Below are 17,100 nucleotides of genomic sequence, written 5' to 3'. Positions count from 1 at the left end.
AGGTCCCGTCATGCCAGATACCCCACGTCCCGCCGCCCGCACGCTGCGCACTGTCGGCGACCTGGTTGACGCAGGCCTGGTGCCAGAGGACGCGCGATCCGCGCTGGAGGAGGTGGCGCGACATTATGCCACCGCGATCCCACCGGCCTTTGCCGACCTGATCGAACATCCCGACGACCCGATCGGGCGGCAGGTCATCCCCGATCCGGCGGAACTCAAGGTCACGGCGGAGGAGCGTTCGGACCCGATCGGCGATGACGCGCTGTCGCCTGTGCCGGGAATTGTCCACCGCTATGCCGACCGCGCGCTGCTCAAGCCGCTGCTGGTCTGCCCGCTTTACTGCCGGTTCTGTTTCCGGCGCGAACATGTCGGTCCCGATGGCGGCGTGCTGGACGAGGCCGCCCTGGAACGCGCGCTGGACTGGCTGCGGGACCACCCGGCCATTGGCGAGGTGATCCTGACGGGCGGCGATCCGATGATGCTGTCGCCACGGCGGATGTCGCGCATCATCCGCGCGCTGGAGGCGATGCCCCACGTCCACACCATCCGCATCCACACCCGCGTGCCCGTGGCCGATCCCGCGCGCATCACCGAAGAGATGGTCGCGGCACTGGACACCACATGCAGCATGTGGGTGGTGGCGCACGTCAATCACGCCCGTGAACTGACCCCGCAGGCACGCGACGCCATCCGCCGGATACAGGCGCGCGCCATTCCCGTCATCGGGCAGTCGGTGCTGCTGCGCGGGGTCAATGACACGCCCGAAACGCTGGAGGCCCTGCTGCGCGCGCTGGTTTCGGCGCGGGTCAGGCCCTATTACCTGCATCAGCTGGACCCCGCCCCCGGCACGTCACGCTTTCGCGTGCCCATCGCGCAGGGGCAGCGCCTGCTGGCGGCGCTGCGCGGGCGGGTGACGGGGCTGGCATGGCCGACCTATGTCCTCGATATCCCCGGCGGCCATGGCAAGGTGCCGATCGGCCCCGCCTATCTGGAGACGATGGAAAACACCGTGGTCAGGGTGCGCGATCCGCAGGGCAGGACCCATCGGGTGGAAGAAGGCGGGAGCGCAAAACTTGCCCTTCCGCGCCGGGGGAGGTAGAAGCCCATCCTTCAAGACATTCCCACAAGTTCAGACAGAGACCCCTATGAAACAGCAGGCGAACCTGATCCGTGCCGGACAGGTCATCGAGCATGACGGCCGTCGCTGGACGGTCCTGAAGCAGCAGATCATCACTCCGGGCAAGGGCGGCGCCTTCATCCAGGTGGAGATGCGCGACCTCAAGACCGGCAACAAGACGAACGAACGCTGGCGCACGGCGGATACCGTCGAACGCCTGATGACCGAGGAAAAGGAATATACCTATTCCTACATGGATGGTGACAACATCGTCCTGATGGACCCGGAAACGTTTGAACAGCTGCTGCTTCCGCTGGACCTGCTGGGCGATCAGGCCCCGTTCCTGCAGGACAACATGACGCTGGTCCTCAACCTTGTCGAAGGTGACCCGGTCGGTGTCGTGCTGCCCAGCCAGGTGACGCTCGAGGTCGTGGAGGCCGATCCCGTCGTCAAGGGACAGACCGCCAGTTCGTCGTACAAGCCCGCCCGCCTGTCCAATGGCGTCAAGACCATGGTTCCCCCCTTCATCGAAGCGGGCGAAAGCATCGTGGTCCGTACCGAGGACGGCAGCTATGTCGAGCGCGCCAAGTCCTGAATGACCGACCCGCGCGGCGCCCGTCCGGGCGTCCGCGGTCATTGCGTTTTTCCATCCCGCTTCCATTCCCGTTTCACCGCCGAACCAGACAGGACCGATCACCGTGGCAATGCGACTTTCCCCTCATATGACGGTGATGCAGAACGCCGCGCAGAAAGCGGCGCGCCGTCTGCTGCGTGATTTCAATGAGGTCGAACAGCTTCAGGTCAGCATCAAGGGACCGGGCGATTTCGTGTCGCAGGCGGACCTGCGCGCCGAGACGACCCTGCGCGAGGAGCTTGGCCGCGCGCGTCCCGGCTATGCCTTCCTGATGGAGGAAAGCGGCGCGTCGGGTGGCGACGGCTGGACATGGCGCTGGATTGTCGATCCGCTGGACGGGACGACCAACTTCCTCCACGGCATCCCGCACTGGGCCATTTCCATCGGCCTGCAGCGCCGCCTGCCCGATGGCGCGATCGAAATGGTCGCCGCCCTCGTCTATAACCCCGCCGCGAACGAGATGTTCTGGGCCGAAAAGGGCATTGGCGCGTTCCTCAACGAACGCCGCCTGCGCGTCTCGGCCCGGCGCAACATGGACGAATCGCTGTTCGCGACGGGCATCCCCTTCGCCAAGGTCTCGGCCAAGAACCGCCTGTCCTTTGCCCGCACGCTGGGCGCGCTGATGCCGCAGGTCGCGGGAATCCGGCGCTTCGGGGCTGCGGCACTCGACCTCGCATGGGTGGCGGCCGGCCGTTACGAAGGATACTGGGAACTGGGCATCCGCCCGTGGGACTGTGCTGCCGGCGTGCTGCTGGTGCGCGAGGCCGGGGGCTATGCCACCGATCCGCAGGGCGTCGACCTCAACGACTTCCCGGATTCGGTGGACGCGGTGGCTGGCAACCCGCACCTGCATGGCGTCCTGCGTGAACTGGTCGCCAACAGCCTGATGCCGCGTTCCTGAGGCATTCTTCCATTGGTCCGGGCATTTCCCCGGGCCTGAGCGGGGACGGCCATCGCGGAACGCCGCTGACGGGGCCGCGATTTCGCGCCCCATGCGCACGATCATGTTGAGTGCGCCCCGCCCGTCGTCTAGCGTGTCGGTCATCATGTCACATGAACCGACCTTCACGCGCCCTTCCCTGATGTTTTCCCGGATATCGCCTGTCCCCCGCCTGTCCGCCGCCCGCCCCGTGACGGCATCCTGCGCGGGCGCGAAACTGGTGCCGGGCCTTGCGCTGGGCCTGTTCCTCGGCCTCGCGCCGTGGGGACACGATGTCCTCCATGCGCAGGTGGTCACCCATCCCGACGTGCTCAATACGCTTGGCGCGCCACCGCCCGCCCATGCGGAGGCGAAACCATCCCCCCACGCCGCCGCCAGCAATGAAATGGGGCCCCATGCCCCGGCCTCTGCCCCATCCGCCACGGACGGGACCAGCCCGGCTGCCATCGCGGCGGTACCGCAGGTTGCGACGACCCCGCCGGCCAATCCCGTCCTGCGTCCGCCCGAAGTGCATGTCCCGCTGCATCCAGCCCCGCCGCCGCCGGAGGTCAAGCCCGATCCGGCGGCCAAGGGCCACGCAATGCGCATTCCGGGCGGCACGCGGCTGTTTTTCGGAAACCAGAGCGCGGACATGAACCCGCGCATGATCGCGGCCCTGCAGACGCTGGCGGGCGTCATGCAGCACCTGCCGGACCAGCGCATCAGCATCGCGGCCTATGGCGAGGGTAATGGCGACGATGCCTCCACCCCGCGTCGCATCGCGCTGTCGCGCGGGCTTGCCGCGCGGTCCGTCCTGATTCACGCCGGGGTCGCATCGACCCGCATCTATGTCCGCGCCATCGGGCTGCCGCCTGAAAATCAGATCGGAATAACTCCGGACTGTATTGACGTGACCCGCTCTGGTGTGGTGGCGTCGAATCCTTCTCCTTCCTGAGCGAGCAGCTGCGTGACGCGACCTACGACCTATATCCTCCGGATTGTCCTGTTTCTTCTGGCCGTAGGCATTGTTGCCTCCATGCTGGGGACTACGCTGTATCAGGCGTTTTTCAACAACCCCTATCTCGACGGGCTGATCCTCGGGATCCTGATGCTGGGGATCGCATGGAACGTCTCCATGGTCCTGCGCCTGATCCCCGAGGTACGGTGGGTGGACACCATCCGCCACCCGCGCGAAGGGCTGACCACGCCGCAGCCGCCGCGCCTGCTGGCGCCCATGGCCTCCATGCTGGCGACGCGCGAACGCGGCACCCGCCTGACGCTGTCGGCCCCCGTGGCGCAGTCGCTGCTCGACAGCATTTCCTCGCGGCTTGACGAAGGGCGCGAACTTTCGCGTTACCTGACGGGGCTGCTGATTTTCCTGGGTCTGCTGGGCACGTTCTACGGGCTGCTGCTGACGGTGGGGTCCATCGCGGATGTCATCGGCGGCATGACCGTCGGATCGGGCGACATGACGGCGATGTTCGATCAGCTCAAGACCGGGCTGGCCGGGCCGCTGCACGGGATGGGCACGGCATTTTCGGGCTCCATGTTCGGTCTGGCGGGCGCGCTGGTCCTGGGGTTCCTGGACCTGACCGCCGGACAGGCGCAGAACCGCTTTTTCAACGAACTCGAGGAATGGCTGGCCAGCATCACGCGCCTGTCGGGCGGTGGCGTCGCCGCTTCGGGCGAGGAAGGGACCCTGCCGGCCTATGTGGAGGCGCTGCTGGAACATACGGCGGAAAACCTTGAAAAGCTCCAGACGCTTCTGGCCCGCAACGAGGAACATCGCGCGCAGGAACAGCACATGCTGTCCACCCTGAATGACCGTCTTGCCCATCTGGTGGATCCGCGCGGTGGGGAACATCTGCAGAATATCGAGGCCCTGCTGGCCCGTCTGGTGCAGGAATCCGAAGCGGGACGTACGCAGATTTCCAGCGAGATCCGTGGCGACCTGCGTCTTCTGGCCCGCACCATCGCCGCGGCCGCCCCGGGCGCGGGACGCCCTGCCTCCTGATTCATAGAAAGTTCCCGCCATGGCCCGCCGTTCCCGCCGCCAGTCCCGCTCCTCCGAACTGAATGCATGGCCGGGATATGTGGACGCGCTGTCCACCCTCCTGATGGTCATCATCTTCGTGCTGCTTGTTTTCGTGCTGGGACAGGCATTCCTGTCCGTGGCGCTGAACAAGCGCCAGCAGGTCCTTGACCAGCTCCAGCGCGAAGTCGCGCATCTGGGCCAGATGCTGTCGCTGGAAGAGGGACATAACCGTTCCCTGCAGCAGTCGGTCGCAACGCTCCAGAAAGAACACGCCGCCGATCAGGCCACCGCCGCGTCGCTGACGGCACAGGTCAGCCAGCAGGCTGCCGAACGCGACAGCGCGCGCCACCAGGCCGATGACCTGAACACGCAGGTCGCGCAGCTCAGCGCGCAGCTGGCAGCCGTCAGTACCGCGCTGGAGATCAGCGAAAACGAGGTCCAGGACCGCGATCGCAAGATCGACAACCTTGGCATGCAGCTTAATGTCGCGCTGGCACGCAAGGTGGAACAACTGCAGCGTTACCGCTCGGAATTCTTTGGCCGCCTGCGCGACGTGCTGAAGGATACCAAGGGCATCCAGGTGGTGGGCGACCGCTTCGTCTTCCAGAGCGAGGTCCTTTTCCCCGTTGGCAGCGCCGACCTGTCGCCCGAAGGCGTAAAGGAAATCAAGGTGCTGGGCCGTACCCTCAAACAGGTGGCGCAGCAGATCCCGCCCTCGATCCCGTGGATCCTGCGCGTGGATGGCCATGCCGACCGCCTGCCGATCCACACAGCCTTCCCCAGCAACTGGGAACTATCTTCCGCGCGTGCGATCACGGTGGTCAAGATGCTGATTTCCGACGGGATCGACCCACGCCATCTGGCGGCAACCGGCTTTGCCGATTTCCAGCCGCTGGATAACGGCACGACGGCGGAAGCCTATGCCCGTAACCGTCGCATCGAATTCCGCCTGACCGACCGGTAAGAGAAGGCAGGCTCAAAGAATACCCTGAAATCATAAAAGTTTCCGGGTGTCGCCTTTTTTCAAAAAGGCGACACCTTTCGAAGCTTTTGCAAAAAGCTTCACCAAAAACTTCTGTTATTTTTATCAGCCGGTTGTTTTCAGACAATCTTCAAGCGAATGCACACGCCGGTTGGGGCAGCCCGGCAATGGGTCACCCGATGGCTGCCTGACCGCGCAGCCGACGTCAGGAGATCATTGACGACTGTCGGTCACGCGCAGGGAAATCAGGTGGGGCGTCCGAACGCCTTGAGGCGCAGGTCCTCGGTCTGGTGGGCGGCACCGGGGAACATGGGATAGAGCGACAGGACGTGCTGCCACGCCTTCCACGCAGCGCCCCAGTCGCCACGCACGCCCTCCGCATCGCTCAGGATCTGCCATGCCAGCACGTCGCGCGGGTCATGGTGCAGCGCCACGCCAAGGTCGGCCACCGCCCCGTCGGCATTCGCCCCTGCAAGGCGCGCCTGCGCGCGCGTGCGCCACAGGATTTCCAGATCCGGCTGCAGGACCAGCGCATCATTCAGGTCGGTCTGCGCATCGCCCACGCGGTCTTCGCCAAGGTCATCCTGCGCACGACGCACCAGCAGGCGGGTCGTGGGCGAAATCTCTTTCTGGCGCAGCTGTTCGATCCGGTCCAGCAGGTCGCCCGCCGCCTGCCGTGACTTCGCATGCGCCAGTTCGTCCTGAAGCTCGGGCAGTGTCGGTTCCTTCTCCGCCCTGTCCTTGTCCTTCTGCGCCGTGGCATCCGGTTTGGCCACGGGGGCGGAATGATGGCCCGGCGGGGGCGCCGCCGGACTGCCTGCGGCGGGCGCTGCCATGGCGGCAGGCCCCGCCATTACAGGGCACAGGGACGCCAGAAGGCACAAAAGGCCGCGCAAGCGGGCAGTCTCCTGCCGGCTCACGCGACCCTGTGTCGCATCAATATGGAACCTGACGGTCAAATCCGTCCGGCAATCAGCCCTGACGGGCCTTCATGCGCGGGTTCTTCTTGTTGATGACATAGACCTTGCCACGACGACGGACCACACGGCAGTCCTTGTCACGAACCTTGGCCGACTTCAGGCTGTTTCTGATTTTCATGATCCGACCCTCACTGGCGGCTGAAACCGCAAAGAGGCGCCCGAATACCCCTGACCGCGCGATGAGTCAACTGCAACGACGCCTCCTTCCTACTTTTTATCTCCGGAAAACGGCGCCCGCGACGCCTTTCCTTCCCTTGCGGACAGATGCGGGGGAATGAAAAACGGGGCCAGCGTCCGGAAATCCCCCATCCGTGGGGAACGCGGACGCCACGCCAGCCCGATCGTGCGCCATGCCTGTCCCCCCGTCACGGGACGCGCCACGACCGCCTGATCACGCAGCAGCCCCGCCTCGACCGCCATCTGCGGCAGCAGGGCGACCCCGAGTCCCGCCGACACCATTTCCACCATGGTATGCAGGGACGTGACGGTGAACTCCTCCCCCCCTTCGGCGCGGGACCATCCGCGCACCTGGCGACACAGCGCCAGCGTCTGATCCCGCAGGCAGTGCCCGTCCTCCAGCATGATCATACGTTCGGAGACGATCCGTTCAACCGGCACCGCCGAGAGTTTCGACAGGGGATGGTTTTCGGGCATCGCCAGCATGAAGGCATCGCGCCACAGGGGCCATGTCTCGCTGTCGGCGCAGTCGCACGGCATCGCCAGCAGCACGAGGTCGAGCCGCCCCAGCGACAGCTTTTCCAGCACATGATGGGTCAGGTCCTCGTTCAGCGACAGCCGCATGCGCGCAAATCCCTGCCGCAGCCGGCGGATCAGGTCGGGCACGACAAACGGGCCGATCGTGGGGATGACCCCGATGCGCAGCAGGCCGCTCATCGGTTCATGCGACGCCGCCGCCACGTCAAGGACCGACTGCAATGCCTCCAGCGCCAGCCGGGCACGGGCGACCACCTCGTTCCCCAGCGGCGTGAACACCACCTTCTTGCCGACATTGCGGTCAAGGAGCTGCACGTTCATCTGCCGCTCAAGGGCAAGGATTCCTGCCGAAAGGGTGGACTGCGTGACGGCGCAGCTTCTGGCGGCGCGGCCGAAATGACGCAGCTCCGCCAGTGTGACGAGATAGCGGAGCTGCTGTGCGGAAGGCATGGGAAGCATCGATCAATTCGATCATGAATATATAAATTATTCACTGGTCTGATAGCAGCATCAGGGTCATAGATATAGCCCATCGGACGCGCCCATCCGGGTGGACTGCCTGACCCTCAACCGAATCAAGGGAGATTCTTCAAATGCTTACAGTCGGTGACAAGTTCCCGAGCTTCAACCTGCAGGCCGTTCCCGGCGGCCCCGAAGGACTGAAGGGCGAGTTCGTCCAGATTTCGGATGAAACCAATGAAGGCAAGTGGAAGATCGTTTTCTTCTGGCCGCTGGACTTCACGTTCGTCTGCCCCACGGAAATCGTGGCGTTCGGCAAGCTGGCCGGTGAATTCAAGGACCGCGACGCGGTGGTGTATGGCGTGTCGATCGACAGCGCGTTCGTGCACCTGAACTGGCGCCTGCATAACGAGGACCTCAAGAACCTCGAAATCCCCATGCTGTCCGACATCAAGCGGGAGCTGATCGAAGGCGTCGGCGTGATGTCGCAGGGTGCGGGCGCTGCCTATCGCGCCACGTTCATCATCGATCCGCACGGCATCATCCGCCACGTCAGCGTCAATGACCTGTCGGTCGGCCGCAACCCGCAGGAAATCCTGCGTATCCTCGACGGCCTGCAGAGCGACGAGCTGTGCCCGTGCAACTGGAAGAAGGGCGATGCCTTCATCAAGGCCTGATCGCACGATCAGACCCTGACCGGTGCAGGCGATATCCCGCGCGGCGCGTCACCGCGCGGGATGGCGTCCGCATCCCCGGCTCCCGCGCCCGCCGCCATGTTGCCCGCCGCCATGTTGCCCGCAGCCCTGTTTTCCGTTGCTCCGGCTTCCGTGGTTCCGGTTCTTATTTTCTAGCGCGCCCGCGGCATCCCGGCATGTGGACCCCGATATCCCCTTCCGCCACGGCATCCGATGACGTCCGCATGGGGCATGACATGCTTCTTCGCGGGCGGGACGCCGCATTCCCGTTTTCCTGACCTTTTCCTGATCCGCATCTGCGCGAGGCACGTCTTTCATGTCGCTCGATACGCTCAAATCCCTCCTGCCTGATTATGCCAAGGACCTGAAGCTCAACCTTGGCTCCCTCTCCCACGACGTTACCCTCACGCCGCAGCAACTGGCCGGGACGTTCGTGGCGTCGGCCATCGCGTCACGCAACCCGCTGGTCACGGACCTGCTGAGCGCGCATTTCGCCGAATCCCTGTCCGGCGCGGCACTTGACGCCGCGCGCGCCGCCGCCGCCATCATGGGCATGAACAATGTCTATTACCGTTTCGTGCATCTGGTCGGTGGCGATTACGCCAAGATGCCGGCACAGCTGCGGATGAACGTCATCGCACGCCCGGGCGTGGAAAAGGTCGATTTCGAACTCTGGTCCCTTGCGGTATCGGCCATCAACGGATGCGGCATGTGCATGGAAAGCCATGAACACCAGCTCCGCAAGGCGGGCCTCGGCGCCGAGCAGATCCAGACCGCCGTGCGCATCGCCGCGACCGTGCATGGCGTGGCCGTGACCCTTGACGGGGCCTGCCTGCCGAAAGCAGGCTGATCGGGACGGGCGGATTTTCGGCAAAAAACGGCATCACCATGAAAAAGATGCCGTTTTTTTTTCGACAGGCCGTTGCCAGAGCAGCCGAAGCCTGTTATTTGCCCATCCACCGAATGGTTCCGGGGTTTCTTCCACCCCGGCAGCCCACGCGGGTGTAGCTCAGTTGGTTAGAGCGCCGGCCTGTCACGCCGGAGGTCGCGGGTTCGAGCCCCGTCACTCGCGCCATTTCTTGGCATCTCATTTTCAGAAAATCATTTCCTGCCCGGATGATGGGATCGTTATCCCCGTCCCGCATGGGTGGCTTTCGTTGCATCGGTTTTCCATTGGCGGCAGGATGACTTCCTATTTTTCAGAGTCGCCAGAGGACCAGATGCCTGACCTCTTTACGCCCTATACCCTCAAGGGATGCACCCTTCGCAATCGCATCGCCGTGTCACCGATGTGCCAGTATGTAGCCGTCGATGGTGTCGCGGGCGCATGGCATGACGTCCATTACGCCTCCCTCGCCCGTGGGGGCAGCGGACTGGTGGTGGTGGAGGCCACGGCCGTCTCCCCCGAAGGACGCATCACGCCCGGCTGCCTGGGTCTGTGGAACGATGCGCAGGCCGATGCCCTGCGCCCGATCGCGCGCGCCATCCGCGATGCCGGGGCCGTGCCGGGCATCCAGATCGCGCATGCCGGACGCAAGGCCAGCGCGAACCGCCCGTGGGAAGGCGACGACCACATGGCGGCCGACGACCCGCGCGGGTGGGAAACCATCTCCCCCTCCGCCATCGCGTTTGGCGCCAACCTGCCCAAGGTGCCACGGGCCATGACGGGCGATGACATCACGCGGGTGCGTCAGGACTTCGTCGCCAGCGCCATCCGCGCACGCGACGCCGGATTCGGATGGCTGATGCTGCATTTCGCCCATGGCTATCTGGGGCAGAGCTTCCTTTCCCCCTACGCCAACCAGCGTACCGACCTGTATGGGGGCACCCTTGAAAACCGGGCGCGGTTCCTGCTGGAAACGCTGAGCGAGGTGCGCGCCGTCTGGCCGGAGGATCGCCCGCTCAGCGCGCGTCTGGGCGTGGTCGAGTTCGACGGCCATGATGAACAGACGCTGGAGGAGGCGATCACCCTGACGCGTCATTTCCGCACGCTGGGCCTCGACTTCCTTGACGTCAGCATCGGCTTTTCCACGCCGGAAGCGAAAATCCCGTGGGGTCCGGCCTTCATGGCGCCCATCGCCGCACGCGTGCGCAGGGAAAGCAGCCTGCCGGTCGCGACAAGCTGGTACATCAGCAGGCCGGAACAGGCCAATACGCTGATTCAGGATGAAAATCTGGATCTTGTCATGATGGGGCGGCCATTCCTTGAAAACCCGCACTGGCCCTATGCCGCGGCGCGCGCGCTGGGACGGCCGGATGCGGCGCAGGTGCTGCCCGAACCCTATGCCCACTGGCTGGCGCGCTATCGTTCGGAATGAGCATCAGGTGGGATCGCCACACAGGCCGCCCATGAAATATCCAGAAAATCGTGAAAAAGTTTTTGGTGAAGCTTTTTCCAAAAAGCTTTGAAAGACGTCGCCTTTTTGAAAAAAGGCGACACCCAAAAACTCTCATTACTTTGATCGGCAGGCGTTTTTCAGCAGACTTTCTGCTTCAGGTGCAGCGCAAGGGCTTCCGCCCCTTCGCTGACATCGCGCCATGTGATCGTGAAATCATGGGCCGTGCCGTAATAGGGATCGACCACCGCCTGTCCCTCCCGCTGCGCCACATGATCAAGCAGAAGCGCCAGTTCCGCCGTTGCGTCCTCGGGCCTCAGCAGCTTCAGATGTTCCAGATTGGCGTGATCGAGGGCAATGACATGGCTGAATTCGTGGAAATCACGCTCGGTCACGACCCGGGCGCGGTAATGGTCGATATCGATGCCATTCTGACGGGCCACGGCGCGGGCACGCCGGTCCGGCGGATCGCCCACATGCCAGTTGCCCGTCCCGGCCGAATCAATATGCACATCCAGCTCATGACGCGCCGCCGCCGCGCGAAACGCGGCCTCCGCCAGTGGGGAGCGGCAGATATTGCCCATGCACACAAACAGGACCGACAGTTTACGCGCCATGTTTCCCGATTCCTGCAGGTCCGGCGCGTCCATGAAACGCGTCATGGACGCCCGATCCGGATAAAATATCAATACTGGCGGGATTACGGATCTGGCCGGGAAAAAGACCTGCCACCACATCACACCCCCAGCTGCCTTCCCGACGGGCTGCCAGATACCCTGTTACGGCCCCGGCGTCCCGTCCGGGTTTTCCCCGGCTATCCCATCACCCTGCTCAAGGTGGGCGGGGTTATTCGGGGTAGCGTTCCTGCAATATGCCGATGGTCTTCGCGATCATGTCCGCAGGCGTTTCCTCCAGCGTGACGACCACCGGATGCTCGTCAGGGGTGGGGGGTTCCAGCGTCGCAAGCTGACTGGGCAGCAGGCTGGGGGGCATGTAGTGCCCACGGCGCCGTTCCAGCCGCGCCTTGAGGATATCGGGCGGGATTTCCAGATAGACGAACACGATCCCCGGCGCGTCCGCGCGCAGGATGTCGCGATAGGACCGTTTCAGCGCCGAGCAGGTGAGTATCCCCCCCTGCCCCGATTCCACGCGCTGTTTCAGCCAGTCATGACAGCGTTCCAGCCACGGCATGCGATCCGCGTCGGTCAGGGGGATGCCCGCCGCCATCTTTTCAACATTCGCCTTGGGATGCAGCAGGTCCCCTTCCTGATAGGGCCAGCCCAGAAGGTTGTGCAGGCCGGAGGCCAGCGTGGTCTTGCCACATCCCGATACCCCCATGATCACCAGGACAAGTGGACGGATACCCTGATCCTGAAGAACGGCAGAGGTCATGATGGCTCCAGATGTTTCAGGCCGTCATGCGCGGCCACGATGACTTCGGATGTGCGGCCGATGAACAGGCCGGTTTCAATGACGCCGACAATGGCGCGCAACCTGCGCGACAATGCCACGGAATCGGCAATCGGGCCAAAATGGCAATCAAGGATCATGTTGCCGCCGTCGGTGACAAAGACGTTCCCGCTGCGGTCCATGCGCTGCGTTATGCGCGCGCCCAGCGCCTCCAGCTGGCGGGCGGTGCTTTCCCAGCCAAAGGTCGTGACCTCCACCGGGACGGGCACATGATGGCCCAGACGTTCCACCAGTTTGCTTTCATCCACCACCACGACGAACCGGCGCGACGCGGCGGCGACGATCTTTTCACGGAACAGCGCGCCGCCCAGCCCCTTGATGAGGTTGAGCGTGCCCAGTTCCACCTCGTCCGCGCCATCGATATCTAGGTCGATCTGCGGATGGGTGGCAAACGTCACCAGCTTTATGCCATGGGCGCGTGCCTGTTCCGCCGAATGTTCGGACGTGGGAATGGCGCAGAACCGCAGTCCCTCGGCCCAGCGGCGGCCCAGCTCCTCGATCATGTAGGCCGACGTGGTACCAGATCCCAGCCCGACCACCATGCCGTCCTGCACCATGGAGGCCGCCTCGATCGCCGCCTGACGCTTGAGTTTCGCCCTGGGATCGCCACTCTGGCTTGACATACCCTATTTTCCTTCCCCGCGCGGGCCGTTTCCGCGTCCGCGCGGTGGCCCATCGTTATTGTTCTGTTCTGCGGTCACACCCGCCTGACACGCTGGATTATTGCCCGGCGGCCGCCTTGTCCAGAAGCCAGATGAGTTCACCTTCGGTGGTGATATGGCTTGCCGGTTCCGCCGGGTCGCCGGCACGCACCTTGGCAAAGGCCTCCTTCTTTCCCGCGCCCGCCAGCATGAACACGACATGGCGGCTGGAATGGATGGCGGGATAGGTCAGGGTCAGGCGCGTATGCGGCGCATCGTCCGGAACACAGGTCGAAACCCACAGCCTGCGTTCCTTCAGGACGGGCTGACGCGGGAACAGCGACGCGGTATGGCCGTTATCCCCCAGCCCCAGCATCACGACATCGAACAGGGGCCGCCCCGGCTGGAGGGTATCGGCGCCATAGACCTTCTGCAGTTCTGCCTGATACTGCGCCGCCGCCTGCACCGGATCGCCCGATGTGGGCATGCGGTGGATGTTCTGCAGGGGCACCGGCACGTGCTCAAGCATCTCCGTCTCGACCATGTTGTAATTGCTGGCCGGGTCATCGGCGGGAACAAAGCGTTCATCGCCAAAGAAAAACTGCGTGTTCGCCCACGGAAAGCGCCCGGCATATTCATCGGACGCAAGGATCTGGTACAGCCGCTTGGGCGTCGATCCGCCCGACAGGGACAGCACGAACGGCCCGTCCTTTTTCGCCAGCGCCTGCTGCGTCAGCCATTTTGCCATGTACTGGGCAATTGCTTCCCCATCGGCAAGGACGATCATCTCGCCCGTCCTGACATCATGCCCGCCCGTCATGTCATGCATCTCCCAGCACGTATTTCTCGATCCCGTTGGCGAATCCCTCCTCCTCGCACGAGGTGGAGACATAGGTCGCCTGCTTCTGGACTTCCGGGCTGGCCTGCCCCATGGCGATGGACATCCCGCTCTTGCGGAACATCAGCACGTCATTGGGCTGATCGCCCAGCGTCACCATCTGCGACGCGGGAATGCCCAGCAGCCGTTCCAGTGTCATGACCACGCCGCCCTTGTTGGCGTCGCGGTTGGTGACGTCCACGTAATAAGGCTGCGACAGCGCGGCGGAGGCGGTATCGCCAAGCGCCTGCTGCAGGTCATGTTCCAGCCGCTTCATCAGGTCGAGGTCATCGCTGACGCCGGTAATCTTGACCACCTGATCCAGTTCGTCACCGATGACACCGACCTTGGGGGGGAATTTGACCGTCCACTGTTCACGCGCGACGTGCGGCGCGTCGATTCTGGAGACGATCCAGTCATTGCCGTTATAGACCCACGGATCCGCCTTGTGATCGCGGATGATGCCGATCACCTTGCGCGCGGTATCCGCCGTCAGGGTGCGCGCCTCGATCACGGAAAAATCGGGCCGGACCATCATGCCACCGTTGAAACCCGCGATGGGCTGGTCGATCTTCAGGGGATCGATCACCATCTTCATGCCCTTGGGCGGGCGTCCGCTGGTGATGGTGAACAGGATTCCGCGTTCACGCAGGCGTTCGACCGCGCGAATCGCGCGCGGCGTCAGGATCTTGTCCTTCGTGACCAGCGTGCCATCGACGTCGGCAAGGACCAGCCGTATCTTCCCCGCCGGCGTCGCCGGCGCGGCTGTCTGTGTCCCGACTGGTTGCATAACCTTCTCCTTCTGCGTCATCTGACGTCAGGCCCGGGGCAGGACAAAGCGTTCCATCGCCCGTGCCCATCCGTCCTGCGTGTTGGTGTCCGTCACGAAATGGGCATGTCCCTGCACCTCGGCCGGGGCATTGCCCATCGCGATGGCCACCCCGGCCACATCGAGCATCGGAATATCATTATTCATGTCGCCGATGCAGGCCACTTCGTGAATATCAATGTCCATCAGGTGTGCCAGCTCGCGCGCGGCATGCCCCTTGTTCGCCAGGGGATGGGTGACATCGACCAGGCATTCCGACGAACGGTGCACGTTCGCCCGTCCCGCCAGCTGCACGCTGAGTTCGCGTTCCACCGTGCGCAGCCGTGCCTCGTCGGTGGAAACGCCCATGATCTTGCCCACGCCCTCGTAATGGCGCGACAGGTCGGGGGCCACGACGGGGGTGGTCTTCACCACCTCCTCCTCATGACGGACCAGCGGCGTGTCGCCACGGCGCACCAGCCACGCGTAATCAATGAACAGCCACGGCTCCACCTCCCGCGACAGCAGTTCCTCCACCGCTTCGCGCGTGGTCGCGGGGTCCAGCGAATGACGCGACATGATCTCTCCCCCCGCCGTGCAGATCAGCCCGCCGTTGAGGGCCGCGATCGGCTGGTCAATGCGCAGCGGCGCAAGGAAGGGCCGCATGCCCACCGGCCCACGGCTGCTGACCAGGCACAGCGCGATTCCCGCCCGGCGCAGATCCTCCGCCGCCGCCAGCGCGGCCGGGGTCAGCCGCTTGTCCGGGGTGACAAGGGTGCCATCGATATCCGAGACCACCATACGTATCCTGGCCGAAGGCGGGCGCCGAGCTGTCATGTCCGTATCATCCTGTGTGTCATGAACCTATCTTGAGCCAGTGCCGGTGATCGCGCGCCAGCAGGTCGTCGGCGGCCTTCGGTCCCTCTGACCCGGCGGGGTAGAAATGCAGGAAACCGGGATCACGTTCCCATTCCAGAACGGGCTGGACCACGCGCCATCCGGCCTCGATATTGTCGGCGCGCTGGAACAGGGTGGCATCGCCGATCATGCAGTCATAGATCAGCGTTTCATAGCCGGTGCTCGGCCCTTCCTTGAACCATTCGGAATAGTCGAATTTCATCCGCACCCCGCCCAGATGCACCGTGGGGCCGGGGATTTTCGCCGAAAACTGCATCGTCACACCCTCGGTGGGCTGGATATGCAGCAGCATGATGTTGGGGGTCAGCTTTTCGACCGGCGTATCGCGGAACAGCGCATAGGGGGCGGATTTGAAATGGATGGCGATTTCGGTCTTGCGCGCCGCCAGCCGCTTGCCCGTGCGCACGTAGAACGGCACCCCGGCCCAGCGCCAGTTATCAATCCGCAGCTTCATCGCGACATAGGTTTCGGTGCGGGACTGCGGATTGATGCCCGGCTCTTCGCGATATCCGACGACGGGCTCGCCCTTGATGGTGCCCGCGCCGTACTGGCCCCGGACCACGTCCTCGCGCCCGACGGCATGGATCGCCTTGAGCACCTTCGTCTTTTCATCACGCACCGCGTCGGCGTCGAAGGAGGTCGGGGCCTCCATCGCCGTCATCGCCAGCAGCTGCATCACATGGTTGGACACCATGTCGCGCACCGCGCCCGTGCCCTCGTAAAACTTGGCGCGCTGTTCGACGCCAACCGTCTCCGCTGCCGTGATCTGGACATGGTCGATATTGTCGCGGTTCCACAGCGGTTCAAAGAAACCGTTGGAAAACCGCAGCGCCAGGATGTTCTGGACCGTTTCCTTGCCCAAGTAATGGTCGATGCGATAGATCTGGCGTTCCCGCAGGCTTTTGAGCAGGCGGGCATTCAGCGCCACGGCAGAGGCAAGGTCGCTGCCGAAGGGCTTTTCGATGATGACGCGACGGAACATGCCGTCGGTTTCATGCGCAAGGCCGCTATGGCCCAGCTGATCGACAATCGCGCCAAAGAACCGCGCCGCCACGGCAAGGTAGAAGATGCAGTTCGTCTCACCCACTTCGTGCGCAAGCTGGGTATAGGTCGCCTCATCCTCGAACGAGCCACGGACGTAGCGGATGCGCGACTGCATCCATTCCCACACGTCCTCGCGCAGGGGGACGGATTCCGTGCCCCGGCTGCTCGTGAAATTCTTCAGCGCGTCGTGGAAATTCTGCTTCAGCTGGCCGGTGGACATATCGGTCCAGTCAACGGCCACGATAGAGAAATGGTCATCCAGCAGGTCCGCGCACGCAAGGTTGTAAATCGCGGGGATCAGCAGGCGGCGCGTCAGGTCGCCGCCGCCGCCAAAGATGACAAATGTGCCAGGGGGACTGCGACGCGGGGCATTTTCATGTCCCACGTCGCCAATCTGTGATGATGCCGATGCGACAATACTTTCCATCAGGCTGCTCCATGAAATGTTTCCATCCGGTAGAAACCCGGCCG

General features: G+C 64.0%; 19 protein-coding genes and 1 tRNA gene. 10 read left to right on the top strand and 10 right to left on the bottom strand.

Features of this window, described 5'->3' with window-relative positions; translation table 11 throughout:
* Positions 1-10: 10 nt before the first annotated feature.
* From NJLHNGOC_RS05805 to NJLHNGOC_RS05780, 6 genes are all read left to right on the top strand, one after another.
* Positions 11-1,099, top strand: coding sequence for a lysine-2,3-aminomutase-like protein (locus NJLHNGOC_RS05805; RefSeq protein WP_113595533.1), 1,089 nt, complete (start codon positions 11-13; stop codon positions 1,097-1,099).
* 46 nt (positions 1,100-1,145) lie between these two features.
* Entirely contained in the window at positions 1,146-1,712 is a 567-nt protein-coding gene (gene efp, locus NJLHNGOC_RS05800; RefSeq protein WP_110527864.1) for an elongation factor P, read from the top strand.
* A 109-nt stretch (positions 1,713-1,821) separates the two neighbouring features.
* On the top strand, positions 1,822-2,652 hold the full coding sequence (locus NJLHNGOC_RS05795) for an inositol monophosphatase family protein (protein ID WP_113595532.1): 831 nt from the start codon (positions 1,822-1,824) through the stop codon (positions 2,650-2,652).
* Between the two features lie 145 nt (positions 2,653-2,797).
* Positions 2,798-3,625 carry an OmpA family protein gene (locus tag NJLHNGOC_RS05790; RefSeq protein ID WP_113595607.1) on the top strand — a complete coding sequence of 276 codons (828 nt, stop codon included), beginning with the start codon at positions 2,798-2,800 and terminating at the stop codon, positions 3,623-3,625.
* Positions 3,626-3,637: 12 nt separating this feature from the next.
* Positions 3,638-4,684: a flagellar motor protein MotA gene (locus NJLHNGOC_RS05785; protein ID WP_113595531.1), complete on the top strand. Its 1,047-nt coding sequence runs from the start codon at positions 3,638-3,640 to the stop codon at positions 4,682-4,684.
* A gap of 19 nt (positions 4,685-4,703) precedes the next feature.
* The gene (locus NJLHNGOC_RS05780; RefSeq protein WP_113595530.1) at positions 4,704-5,669 is read left to right on the top strand and encodes a peptidoglycan -binding protein; all 966 of its coding nucleotides are present in this window, start codon (positions 4,704-4,706) and stop codon (positions 5,667-5,669) included.
* A gap of 263 nt (positions 5,670-5,932) precedes the next feature.
* Here the strand turns inward: NJLHNGOC_RS05780 and NJLHNGOC_RS05775 are convergent, their stop codons facing one another.
* The 3 genes from NJLHNGOC_RS05775 to NJLHNGOC_RS05765 all read right to left on the bottom strand — a co-directional run bounded on the left by NJLHNGOC_RS05775 (position 5,933) and on the right by NJLHNGOC_RS05765 (position 7,840).
* Positions 5,933-6,523 carry a tetratricopeptide repeat protein gene (locus NJLHNGOC_RS05775; RefSeq protein WP_239021361.1) on the bottom strand — a complete coding sequence of 197 codons (591 nt, stop codon included), beginning with the start codon at positions 6,521-6,523 and terminating at the stop codon, positions 5,933-5,935.
* Between the two features lie 136 nt (positions 6,524-6,659).
* A complete protein-coding gene (ykgO, locus tag NJLHNGOC_RS05770; protein WP_003617324.1) occupies positions 6,660-6,785 on the bottom strand; it encodes a type B 50S ribosomal protein L36 in 126 nt (41 codons plus the stop codon).
* Positions 6,786-6,874: 89 nt separating this feature from the next.
* Positions 6,875-7,840 (bottom strand): hydrogen peroxide-inducible genes activator, encoded by a 966-nt coding sequence (locus NJLHNGOC_RS05765; RefSeq protein ID WP_113595528.1) that lies wholly within the window; start codon positions 7,838-7,840, stop codon positions 6,875-6,877.
* Between the two features lie 134 nt (positions 7,841-7,974).
* Between NJLHNGOC_RS05765 and NJLHNGOC_RS05760 the strand changes: the two genes are divergently transcribed.
* From NJLHNGOC_RS05760 to NJLHNGOC_RS05745, 4 genes are all read left to right on the top strand, one after another.
* Complete coding sequence (locus NJLHNGOC_RS05760; protein ID WP_113595527.1) at positions 7,975-8,517, top strand: peroxiredoxin; 543 nt, start codon at positions 7,975-7,977, stop codon at positions 8,515-8,517.
* A gap of 334 nt (positions 8,518-8,851) precedes the next feature.
* Positions 8,852-9,385 (top strand): carboxymuconolactone decarboxylase family protein, encoded by a 534-nt coding sequence (locus NJLHNGOC_RS05755; protein ID WP_113595526.1) that lies wholly within the window; start codon positions 8,852-8,854, stop codon positions 9,383-9,385.
* Between the two features lie 148 nt (positions 9,386-9,533).
* Positions 9,534-9,610: transfer RNA gene (locus NJLHNGOC_RS05750), tRNA-Asp, on the top strand.
* 145 nt (positions 9,611-9,755) lie between these two features.
* Positions 9,756-10,853, top strand: coding sequence for an NADH:flavin oxidoreductase/NADH oxidase (locus NJLHNGOC_RS05745; protein ID WP_165837853.1), 1,098 nt, complete (start codon positions 9,756-9,758; stop codon positions 10,851-10,853).
* 158 nt (positions 10,854-11,011) lie between these two features.
* Here the strand turns inward: NJLHNGOC_RS05745 and NJLHNGOC_RS05740 are convergent, their stop codons facing one another.
* The 7 genes from NJLHNGOC_RS05740 to zwf all read right to left on the bottom strand — a co-directional run bounded on the left by NJLHNGOC_RS05740 (position 11,012) and on the right by zwf (position 17,056).
* Positions 11,012-11,488, bottom strand: coding sequence for a low molecular weight protein-tyrosine-phosphatase (locus NJLHNGOC_RS05740; protein ID WP_113595606.1), 477 nt, complete (start codon positions 11,486-11,488; stop codon positions 11,012-11,014).
* Positions 11,489-11,717: 229 nt separating this feature from the next.
* On the bottom strand, positions 11,718-12,263 hold the full coding sequence (locus NJLHNGOC_RS05735) for a gluconokinase (RefSeq protein WP_110527893.1): 546 nt from the start codon (positions 12,261-12,263) through the stop codon (positions 11,718-11,720).
* Positions 12,260-12,964, bottom strand: a complete 705-nt coding sequence (gene rpiA / locus NJLHNGOC_RS05730) for a ribose-5-phosphate isomerase RpiA (RefSeq protein ID WP_110528493.1) — start codon at positions 12,962-12,964, stop codon at positions 12,260-12,262. The genes NJLHNGOC_RS05735 and rpiA overlap by 4 nt, the downstream gene beginning before the upstream one ends.
* 97 nt (positions 12,965-13,061) lie before the next feature.
* A complete protein-coding gene (gene pgl / locus NJLHNGOC_RS05725; protein ID WP_113595524.1) occupies positions 13,062-13,811 on the bottom strand; it encodes a 6-phosphogluconolactonase in 750 nt (249 codons plus the stop codon).
* Positions 13,804-14,649, bottom strand: coding sequence for a Cof-type HAD-IIB family hydrolase (locus NJLHNGOC_RS05720; RefSeq protein ID WP_113595605.1), 846 nt, complete (start codon positions 14,647-14,649; stop codon positions 13,804-13,806). Before NJLHNGOC_RS05720 ends, pgl begins: the two co-directional genes overlap by 8 nt.
* A 27-nt stretch (positions 14,650-14,676) precedes the next feature.
* Complete coding sequence (locus NJLHNGOC_RS05715; RefSeq protein WP_113595523.1) at positions 14,677-15,504, bottom strand: HAD family hydrolase; 828 nt, start codon at positions 15,502-15,504, stop codon at positions 14,677-14,679.
* Positions 15,505-15,523: 19 nt separating this feature from the next.
* A complete protein-coding gene (zwf, locus tag NJLHNGOC_RS05710) occupies positions 15,524-17,056 on the bottom strand; it encodes a glucose-6-phosphate dehydrogenase (protein WP_113595522.1) in 1,533 nt (510 codons plus the stop codon).
* Between the last annotated feature and the right edge of the window lie 44 nt (positions 17,057-17,100).

Origin of the sequence: Novacetimonas cocois (assembly GCF_003311635.1) — a bacterium.
In the GTDB taxonomy this organism is placed as follows: Bacteria; Pseudomonadota; Alphaproteobacteria; order Acetobacterales; family Acetobacteraceae; genus Novacetimonas; species Novacetimonas cocois.
Note: the sequence above shows the minus strand (reverse complement) of the source record. Positions and strands in the feature narration are given on the sequence as shown.

Coding starts and splice junctions, on each gene's coding strand:
- NJLHNGOC_RS05805 (WP_113595533.1), top strand. CDS start 11: ATGCCAGATACCCCACGTCCCGCCGCCCGCACGCTGCGCACTGTCGGC.
- efp (WP_110527864.1), top strand. CDS start 1,146: ATGAAACAGCAGGCGAACCTGATCCGTGCCGGACAGGTCATCGAGCAT.
- NJLHNGOC_RS05735 (WP_110527893.1), bottom strand. CDS start 12,263: ATGACCTCTGCCGTTCTTCAGGATCAGGGTATCCGTCCACTTGTCCTG.
- pgl (WP_113595524.1), bottom strand. CDS start 13,811: ATGCATGACATGACGGGCGGGCATGATGTCAGGACGGGCGAGATGATC.
- NJLHNGOC_RS05780 (WP_113595530.1), top strand. CDS start 4,704: ATGGCCCGCCGTTCCCGCCGCCAGTCCCGCTCCTCCGAACTGAATGCA.
- NJLHNGOC_RS05775 (WP_239021361.1), bottom strand. CDS start 6,523: ATGGCAGCGCCCGCCGCAGGCAGTCCGGCGGCGCCCCCGCCGGGCCAT.
- NJLHNGOC_RS05715 (WP_113595523.1), bottom strand. CDS start 15,504: ATGACAGCTCGGCGCCCGCCTTCGGCCAGGATACGTATGGTGGTCTCG.
- NJLHNGOC_RS05795 (WP_113595532.1), top strand. CDS start 1,822: ATGCGACTTTCCCCTCATATGACGGTGATGCAGAACGCCGCGCAGAAA.
- ykgO (WP_003617324.1), bottom strand. CDS start 6,785: ATGAAAATCAGAAACAGCCTGAAGTCGGCCAAGGTTCGTGACAAGGAC.
- NJLHNGOC_RS05755 (WP_113595526.1), top strand. CDS start 8,852: ATGTCGCTCGATACGCTCAAATCCCTCCTGCCTGATTATGCCAAGGAC.
- rpiA (WP_110528493.1), bottom strand. CDS start 12,964: ATGTCAAGCCAGAGTGGCGATCCCAGGGCGAAACTCAAGCGTCAGGCG.
- NJLHNGOC_RS05745 (WP_165837853.1), top strand. CDS start 9,756: ATGCCTGACCTCTTTACGCCCTATACCCTCAAGGGATGCACCCTTCGC.
- NJLHNGOC_RS05760 (WP_113595527.1), top strand. CDS start 7,975: ATGCTTACAGTCGGTGACAAGTTCCCGAGCTTCAACCTGCAGGCCGTT.
- NJLHNGOC_RS05720 (WP_113595605.1), bottom strand. CDS start 14,649: ATGCAACCAGTCGGGACACAGACAGCCGCGCCGGCGACGCCGGCGGGG.
- NJLHNGOC_RS05740 (WP_113595606.1), bottom strand. CDS start 11,488: ATGGCGCGTAAACTGTCGGTCCTGTTTGTGTGCATGGGCAATATCTGC.
- NJLHNGOC_RS05765 (WP_113595528.1), bottom strand. CDS start 7,840: ATGCTTCCCATGCCTTCCGCACAGCAGCTCCGCTATCTCGTCACACTG.
- zwf (WP_113595522.1), bottom strand. CDS start 17,056: ATGGAAAGTATTGTCGCATCGGCATCATCACAGATTGGCGACGTGGGA.
- NJLHNGOC_RS05790 (WP_113595607.1), top strand. CDS start 2,798: ATGTCACATGAACCGACCTTCACGCGCCCTTCCCTGATGTTTTCCCGG.